We start from the raw sequence: 8,426 nt of genomic DNA, 5'->3' as shown, positions 1-8,426 counted from the left end.
GAGGTTTGCATGTCCAATATTTGTTTTGGTTTCGCGGGCAGGTCGGTAAGTGTGATCTCCGTTATTCGATGGTTTTTTTTGGCCGGTTGATCGGATCGGAAACCCGTGGGCATCCATGCCACCCAACATAGTTGATTCCTCTTATCTTCTTTGGAGAATTCAAAGAGGTAAAGCTGCTCGGTTCGTTTAATGATGCGTTCGAATCGATAATCACCCAAAATCCGGTAAAGTTGGCTAACTGCATAGAAACTTGGTTTTGGTTTTCCGTGGCGAGTGAGACCCGATGAACCATGGACTTGAGGTTCATCCTTATCGTCAAAAAAGTAAAGGTAAGCACGATCCACTTTCATGGATGCAAACAGCAGAAAGGAACGGATCAAATACTGGGCTTGCTGCAAGTCGGTAACTCCTCGCCAATCCAGCTTTTCGAACCACCCCGAGCGTTTGGCCATAGCCTTTGGGGTACAGGAGTCATAACCGAATTCGGTTATCCAGATCTCCTTGTCAGGAGCGATTCGGTCTCTCCATCGGACTGTGTCTTCGACAACCTGGAGATAGGGTGTGTCTTTGCCTTCAGGATAGGTACGAGTCCAAGGGCTTTGGGTTATTCCTTTTTTTAGTTGAGCGTAGGTGTGCAGATTTATGACATCAAAAAGTGGGAGCATCTCAGGATCAGCAAAAGTTTTCCGCAAATCTTTGGAATACTTGTCGGCTGCTGTGGCATGAGCCGTACAGGTGACAATTTTGACTTTCGGGTCTCCAGCCCTGATTCCCCGGGCCATATTTTTAAAAATCGATTGATAAAGAGCATCGTCAAAATCGTTCCCAGGTTCGTTGTCGATCTCGATTGAAGTGATGAGCTTTTCCTTTCCCGAAGGTCCGAAGTAGCGTGCCATCGCCTTACCATATTCAAAACACCAGCCCTCCTGATTCCTCCAAATGGAGGCATAGTCCTGGTTACTTTCACCAAAGGATCCGAACTGCGCACAGAGGCTATTTTCGAAATTTTGTGCGGTCCATTTCCCGTACACATGGGTTTTCCAATTCACTTTATTTACGCAAATGGGAAAGGTGATGGGATCACCGGGCTTTTTTACATCCCAATTTAGATTATGGTAATTGCGAGCAAGTTTGCAGGTTTGGGCGTATTGGATTGGATCGAAATGGAAATGTCCATTGATTCCCATGAAGTCCCGTAATAGGGGTGCTTCCGAAAACAATTGAAAAGCAAAGAAAGCGGGTAGGGTGAAAAGAAATTTGATTTTTACCATGGAAGGATTGACCCTCAAAATTTTCTCAGCCTGCCAACCGCACCGCAAGCCGAACGGCCGATTTGAGGTTGCGGGAGTCCGCCTTGCCAAGCCAAGCGATGTCGAGGGCGGTTCCATGATCCACCGAAGTACGGACGATGGGGAGACCCAGAGTGACATTCACCGCTGATTCAAAGGCGATTGTCTTGACTGGAATCAGTCCCTGGTCGTGATACATACAGATGTAGGCATCGGTCACATTCCTTTGCGATTGGGTGAAGGCGGTGTCAGGAGGGACCGGGCCTACGAGGTCGCAACCTTCCTTCCGCATTCTATCCATCGCAGGTTGTATAATAAGTTCTTCTTCGCGGTTTCCGAATAAACCATTTTCCCCAGCGTGGGGATTAAGCCCACATACCGTGATTCGTGGCTCTTTTCCAAGTAATTTTTTGTGTGTGTCCCGAGTAAGTTCGATTACATCCACAATTCTTTGTTCGTTCAGTAAATGGGGAACCTCCTGATAGCCAGCATGCACGGTGACCAAACTGCAATTGATTTCATCGGAAAGAAAGGCCATGCAGAATTTTTTAGATTGGGTCCGATCGGCAAAAATTTCGGTGTGTCCCGGTTGGGGAATTCCGGCGGATTGCAGTGCTTCTTTGTTGGCCGGGCAGGTGGTCACGGCATGAACGCATTGGGAAAGACAGGCATCGATTGCTTGGGTTATATATCCATAGGTGGCGTGACCCGTGGCTTCATTCACCACGCCCGGTTCCAAGAGACTTTGATCGATAAGCCCAAGGTTGAGGACACAAGGCTCAGTTGCAGAAACTAAGTCATTTGAACTGATTTCTTTGAAATCTGCTGATTTATCCGTTTTTTGGGCACATAGTCTGAGGACATTGGCATCTCCAAATACAATCGGTGTACAAAGATCCGCAATGGAGGAATCGGTTAGAAGATCCAGGCAGATCTCCGGGCCGATCCCTGCGGGGTCGCCCATGGTTACCGCTATGCGTGGTTTTGGCATTTAAAGTTTGAGGGTTTCTCCTTTTCGGCCGTAGTCGTCTTCATGGCGGATTTGGTCTTCTGCCCTCCATTCACCAAAGCTGACCACCAACATTCGAAAAATTCTATCTTCTGCCCAGAACCGGTGTTTTTGACCTGGTTTGATCATGAATTCTTCATGAGCTTTGGGATGAAAGAGTTTACCGTCAATTTCAAGGACTGCACCCTCATCCATGAAATGAAAGAGTTCATGCCGGATGGCATGAGAATGTAAACTTGCCCGCTCGCCTGGTTTTACTTCGGTCAGGTCAACCGAACATTTTTGGTTTCGCACTACCATGAAGATGTCACCCCATGGTCTAGCGGAGTGAACCGTGGTCTGCTTTTCTCTGGGATCAGTCATAAGGGACCTATCATTGAACGGGAAGGCAGTTAGGGCAAGCTTAGCGTCAGTAATTTTAGACTAAATCTTACGGATCGAAAAATTATTCATCCAAATATGATCCTTAGGGTTTAACTTATCTTTTTCTTTTGCCAAGCTTCGATAGATTCCCCATTTCGGGCGTACAAATTCAAATCCATCCCGCCAGGTTTCCAGATTATTCAATTGTTTTTTGAGATTAATTTCACCATCCATGGAGCGAATAGAAAAATCAATGGAACCGTTTTTAGAATAGTTTGATATGCATTCACATATTAACCATTTATCTTTTGAATTTTCCCAGTCGATCAGAAAGATCCTACCTGACTCTTTGAGCGACCACCATTGCAACTGAAGTTGGGGTTTCCCCCGTTCCGTTACTCCCGACAAGGTGAGGATCGGATCATCTATGTTATTTGAGCCCACTGCCTTTAATTGAAAAAAGTGACAAAATTCCTTATTGATTTGAAAGGACTTATCAATCTTAAGATACCACTTAATATGATGAGTTTCTTTTACTTTCGCTTTCATTGGTTCTGGTGACCGCTGGTAGCCTTTAATTTCGTTTCTTTGTCTTTCCTTACCTTGAGGCCATACCTTATCCCGGTCGCCGTCAATATCCCTACGAAGGGTAAACATAAAGGCACTTTCCAATTCTTTGTCTTTTACAATTTCTATATGTTCAAATTCTTGATGGTTCCTTTTAAATATTTGGGGTGTTTCGATGGAATATTTACCAAATACTTTTTGCACCTGCAAAATAGCTTTTATTCCGAGTTCCGCCTTCAGTTTAATTTCTTTTGTTATGACAGGCTCTTTTTTTTCAGAAGCGGAAAGGGTAAAGAAAAGTAGAGTGAAAAGCAGGGTGATTCCCCGATGGTAGAAATATCCAGGCATGCTTTATTAATTAAATTCTGTTCGTTCTATTTTTCACTTTTTTCATAGTCTTTTCCAGACCAACTTTGGAGAACGGATTTTTGCCAACTTTCCAGGGCATTGGTCATGGATTGAACTCTCTTTCTCTGAGTAACGACTAGATTTTGAGACTCCATTGGGTCTTTTTCTAAGTTGTACAATTCGTAATAGGTTTCTTCTTTAGTTTGTATACGGTGGAGCTTCCAAGGCCAACCATTCCACGCGGCATGTCCAAGAAGATTGTCCGGATCGAATGTTTCGAACTCGTTTACATTTTTGAGAATGCGTTCCGGATAGGGGGTTGGGTTTCCACTTTTTTGGGCATCAAGTAAATCTTTTATAATACGGTCGTTCCATGTGGATTGTCCGTTTCTGAATCCATACCAAAATCCAAATGGGGGACGTTTGTTCTTTTTGCCATAAAGGATCGGCATTAGATTAATTCCATCTAAAGGGGGCTGATCTTTTTCCTTTTCGATTCCGGCTATGCTAAGAAGGGTAGGGTAAAGATCTGATGTAATACAGGGAGTGTTAACTTCTTTTGCAGAAAAGCGATTAGGCCATTCGAGAATTGCCGGTACGCGTAAACCCCCTTCATAAATACTGCCCTTTCTCTCTCGACCGCCAGATGTTTTAGGATCGAGCCCACCATTGTCACTGCAATAAAATAGAAGTGTATTGTCCGTGAGATTACATTCCTGAAGCTTTTTACGTAACCTACCCATTTGCTGGTCAAGCAAGGTGATCTCGCGAAAGTATCCTTTCATTCCAGTTCTTTGTTTATTGTAGAGAGTAGACGCATTGGGCATGCCCTGTGGGACCTCGCGGTGGGGAGCATGGGGAGAAGGAAACCAGGTCACAATAAAGAGAGGTTTGGGGCCTTGATGGTATTTTTCCAAAAACGCAAGGGTGGCATCCATCGTTATGACCGTACCGGACCCTTCAATCTGTTCGAAATTTCCATTTCGGCTTAGAAAGGGATTGTTATCAAAAAAATTGAGACCGGATAACCATTCATCAAAACCGGCACCTCCTGGAGATGTTGGACTGTCGGGTTGAACAGATCCAATGTGCCACTTTCCAAAGTGTCCGGTCAGGTATCCGGCTTCCTTGAGTTTTTCAGCAATTGTGGTTTCGTGAGGTCTTAGGTAGTGGCCATGGTTGGGAACATTTACCCGAAAGGGGTGCCTTCCAGTCAATACACTTGCCCGGGTGGGTGAACAGACCGGTGCGCTTGCATAGAATCGATTAAAGACAACACCTGATTTGGCCATATCGTCTAAATGGGGAGTCTGCACAAAAGGATGACCGGTGAATCCACAGTCCCCGTAACCGTGGTCGTCTGACATGACGAGTATAATGTTAGGGCGGGAGGTAGAAAATGCTTCAAGTATTAGACATATGCTTAATGTGAATAGCTTCTTCATTGGGTGTTAAGTCAATCTCATCATAATCTCAGAAGCAAAGGCATATTTAGCACAGCTGTCATTTTTATATGAATAGTTTCAAACTATGCCAAAAAAAACACCGCATTTCTGCGGTGTCTTTTGGCTTTTGAAACACAAACTAAACTGAAACAAACTGACTATTGTCAATGGGTAAGACCAACAGACTTTATAAAACGTTCAAAAGAAAGTTAATTTATTTTAGATACATCGGTAATACCTGGAAATTACTGAATTCCTTTTAAAACAAAAACACCGCATTGCTGCGGTGTTCTTGGGCTTTTGAAATACAAACTAAACTGAAACAAACTGACTATTGTCAATGGGTAAGACGGAACTAATTCCAAAAACGTTCAAAAGAAAGTAAATATTTTTGAAAAAAAGTAAAAAAGCCTAATTTAAAGGGGTTACAACAAGACCCAATTACATGGGGGCTATTCTTTTAGAGCCGACATCAGTGGTAAGCAGAACATGGGCATCAAAGCTTTCCGCGAGCAATTGGTTTTTGATATCGGCATGGGCGGGTGAGTCCCAAAGGTTATTGTGTTCCCACGGATCCTGATCGAGGTCAAATAATTCTCCCACCCCTTTTCCATGGTATACGCAAAGCTTATATTTCCTGGTCCTGTGCATGGTCGCATAGGTGCCGTTTCCTCCGGTGAAGTGAGGGTCGAGGGCATCGAAGTATTCACTTCTTACAAAATCACGGTGTTCCCCATCTTTCGTTTGTCCGGAGAGAATGGGAAGCAGGCTGACTCCCTGTAAATAGTCCGGTAAATCAACACTGGCCAAATTTAACAAGGTGGCGGATAAGTCGAGCATTTCAACCAGTGCATTATTTTGGCTGTTCTGAATGAAGTTTCCAGGCCAGGAAAAAATAAGGGGAACCCGCACCAGTCCTTCATAAAAACGGCATCCTTTGTACATGAGTCCATGATCGCCAAGTGATTCCCCGTGGTCGCTGGTGAAAATGATCACCGTGTTTTCCCTCTGACCACTTTCTTCCAAGGCTTTCAGAATACGACCAAACTGATCATCAATCTGAGCAATCATTGCATAATATCGTGCCTGTGCTCCCTTGGCGTCATGTTCCTCCGGTGTGCGTACTTCATCCTGAAAGTCGCAATGAGCCAACTTGGCCTGAGCATCCAAATCACTGTCTTTAAAATGGGGCCCGGGCATATCATTTGGGTCAAATTGATCGGCGTAGCTTTTGGGGGGAGTGAAGGGAGGGTGTGGGTCGTAAATATTGACATTCAATAACCACGGTTTTTCCCTTTCCTGTTGGATGAACTCGATCGATCGTTCTGAAGCCCATGTGGTCTGATGCAGTTCGGTGGGAACTCTGTCTTCACTTTCACGCAGTTTGTTAAGATCTCCTCCCTGGTTTCGTACCCAGTCGGCATAGTCGTGCCCTTCCTCCCAATCGTCCCTTGGGGCATGACTGAATTTCCAGTAGGAGAAACCGTCTTCAATTCTCGGTTCCGTTCGTTTACCCGAGCTTTGCAGGTGAAATTTTCCAATAAGTCCACAATCGTAGCCGGCATCGGCAATTAGTTTCGTAATCACGGGTGGCCACCCAGGAAAACTTTCGTTCCCGTTACGGGTGTTGTGTACCCGGCTTGGATAAAGCCCGCTCATGAAACTTGCCCGACTGGGGGTACAAATTGGGCTTTGGCAATAGGTGTGCGTAAAAGAAGTTCCTTCTTTCACAAGCGAGTCCAATACCGGAGTCTTTACAAAGGAGTTACCAAGGGCGTGAATGGTGTCAAAGCGCTGCTGGTCGGTGCAATACCATAAAATGTTGGGCCGTTTACTCATTAAATGGACTTTAAGTATTTAAGACCTGTTTGCCGAATCTTTCTTTTTCCATAGGAGTAGGCAGCCAGCCAAGACCAATAGGCAAATAGAAATTGGCCTAGTCACGAGAGGAGCGTAACTTCCGCCGCTTGCCATAAGGCCGGCACACAGGTTTTCTTCGGCGACCGGGGCGAGCACAAAACCGATCACAAATGCGGCCAGGGGCAATTTAGATCGTTCCATCAGGCATCCGAGTAATCCGAATACAAACATTACGATCACATCAAACCAGAGGCCGTTTAATGCGTAAGCCCCCCAGACACAACAAAGAGTAACCGCTGGAAAGAGAATATTCTTGGGGATTAGGGATAATTTTGCCATCCACCTGGCACATATCAGCATGATGAGAAACATCATCAAGTTGGCCACTAAAACGGTGCCAATGATTGCATGCACGGCTTCGGGGTTTTGACGGAAGAGTAAAGGGCCGGGTTGCAGACCATGTACAATGAGGGCACCTAAAAGGACTGCTCCAATTACACTTCCAGGAATCCCTAGGGCAATGAGAGGGATAAGTGCACCGCCTACGGTTGCGTTATTTGCGGACTCGGAAGCAACGATTCCCTCCTCACTTCCCTTGCCAAATTCATCCGCGTTTTTAGAAGCCCTTTTTGCGGTAACATAAGCCGCTAAGGATCCAATATTAGCTCCGACTCCGGGTAAAATTCCAATCAGTGTACCAATTCCCGAAGACCTGATTAAATTAACAAAATGTTTTTTCCAATCGCTAAGTGGAATCCATGCAGAATCTTTCCCGGTTACTTTTTCCACTTTTTCTGCTTTCCCAAGAATGTCATCCAGTATTTTTCCTATGGCAAACATTCCAATAAGAACGGGAATTAGACGAAAGCCCTCGTTCATGGAAGTAAATTCCATTGTCCACCGTAATTCACCAGTGGCTGGATGCATTCCGGGCATGGCCACGAGTACACCCAGACTTCCCGCCAGTAAACCCCTTGCCCGGGTGGATTCTCCCACGCCCGCGAGCAATGCAAGGGCAAGTATAACCAGTGAAAAGAGTTCAAAGGGACCCAGCTTGGTGGACCAGTCAGCCATGGGTTCAGATAATTGCCATAAGGCAAACCAGGAAATAATTCCCCCCACGAGTGAGGCTCCCATGCCCAACCCTAAAGCCCGGCCCGGTCGACCTGAGTTTGCCATGGGGTAACCGTCCAGGGTAGTCATGACTGCAGCCGGCGTTCCGGGCATGCGGAGAAGGGTGGCACTGATCAATCCACCACTCACCGCTCCCACATACATCGCCACCAGAAGAACAAGACCTTCCACTGGTTGCATTGAAAAAGTAAAGGGCAGAGTGAGTGCAATTAACATTGTCCCGGTCAGACCGGGAATCCCTCCAACGGTTATACCAAGAGTCGTTCCCAAAAGAACAAGCCCGAGAATTAAGGGGTCGGAAAAAAGGGCGATCATGCTTTCTTTCTTTCCATTAAGACAAAAGCTCCGCAAATAATTGTCATGCCAAGAACCAACCAGTGAAGGGGGGGCAGTGAGGTTGGTTTTTCGATG

At 45.6% G+C, this 8,426-nt stretch carries 7 protein-coding genes; all 7 read right to left on the bottom strand.

The window, feature by feature from the left end; all coding sequences use genetic code 11:
* Positions 1 to 1,388, bottom strand: a 1,388-nt coding sequence (locus ACKPQ5_RS07455) for a hypothetical protein (protein WP_407678474.1), incomplete at its 3' end; no start/stop codon positions are given.
* Positions 1,297 to 2,280 (bottom strand): 4-hydroxythreonine-4-phosphate dehydrogenase PdxA, encoded by a 984-nt coding sequence (gene pdxA / locus ACKPQ5_RS07450; RefSeq protein ID WP_407678473.1) that lies wholly within the window; start codon positions 2,278 to 2,280, stop codon positions 1,297 to 1,299. The genes ACKPQ5_RS07455 and pdxA, both read right to left, overlap by 92 nt.
* Positions 2,281 to 2,661, bottom strand: coding sequence for a cupin domain-containing protein (locus ACKPQ5_RS07445; RefSeq protein WP_407678472.1), 381 nt, complete (start codon positions 2,659 to 2,661; stop codon positions 2,281 to 2,283).
* A gap of 60 nt (positions 2,662 to 2,721) precedes the next feature.
* On the bottom strand, positions 2,722 to 3,576 hold the full coding sequence (locus ACKPQ5_RS07440; RefSeq protein ID WP_407678471.1) for a hypothetical protein: 855 nt from the start codon (positions 3,574 to 3,576) through the stop codon (positions 2,722 to 2,724).
* A gap of 26 nt (positions 3,577 to 3,602) precedes the next feature.
* Positions 3,603 to 5,021, bottom strand: coding sequence for a sulfatase family protein (locus tag ACKPQ5_RS07435; protein WP_407678470.1), 1,419 nt, complete (start codon positions 5,019 to 5,021; stop codon positions 3,603 to 3,605).
* Between the two features lie 441 nt (positions 5,022 to 5,462).
* Positions 5,463 to 6,860, bottom strand: a complete 1,398-nt coding sequence (locus ACKPQ5_RS07430; RefSeq protein WP_407678469.1) for a sulfatase family protein — start codon at positions 6,858 to 6,860, stop codon at positions 5,463 to 5,465.
* An 18-nt stretch (positions 6,861 to 6,878) separates the two neighbouring features.
* Positions 6,879 to 8,330 (bottom strand): tripartite tricarboxylate transporter permease, encoded by a 1,452-nt coding sequence (locus ACKPQ5_RS07425; RefSeq protein ID WP_407678468.1) that lies wholly within the window; start codon positions 8,328 to 8,330, stop codon positions 6,879 to 6,881.
* Between the last annotated feature and the right edge of the window lie 96 nt (positions 8,331 to 8,426).

The organism is Candidatus Seribacter sulfatis (assembly GCF_964187635.1).
Taxonomy (GTDB): Bacteria; Verrucomicrobiota; Verrucomicrobiia; order Opitutales; family Seribacteraceae; genus Seribacter; species Seribacter sulfatis.
This window is presented reverse-complemented; position numbering and strand designations above follow the sequence as displayed.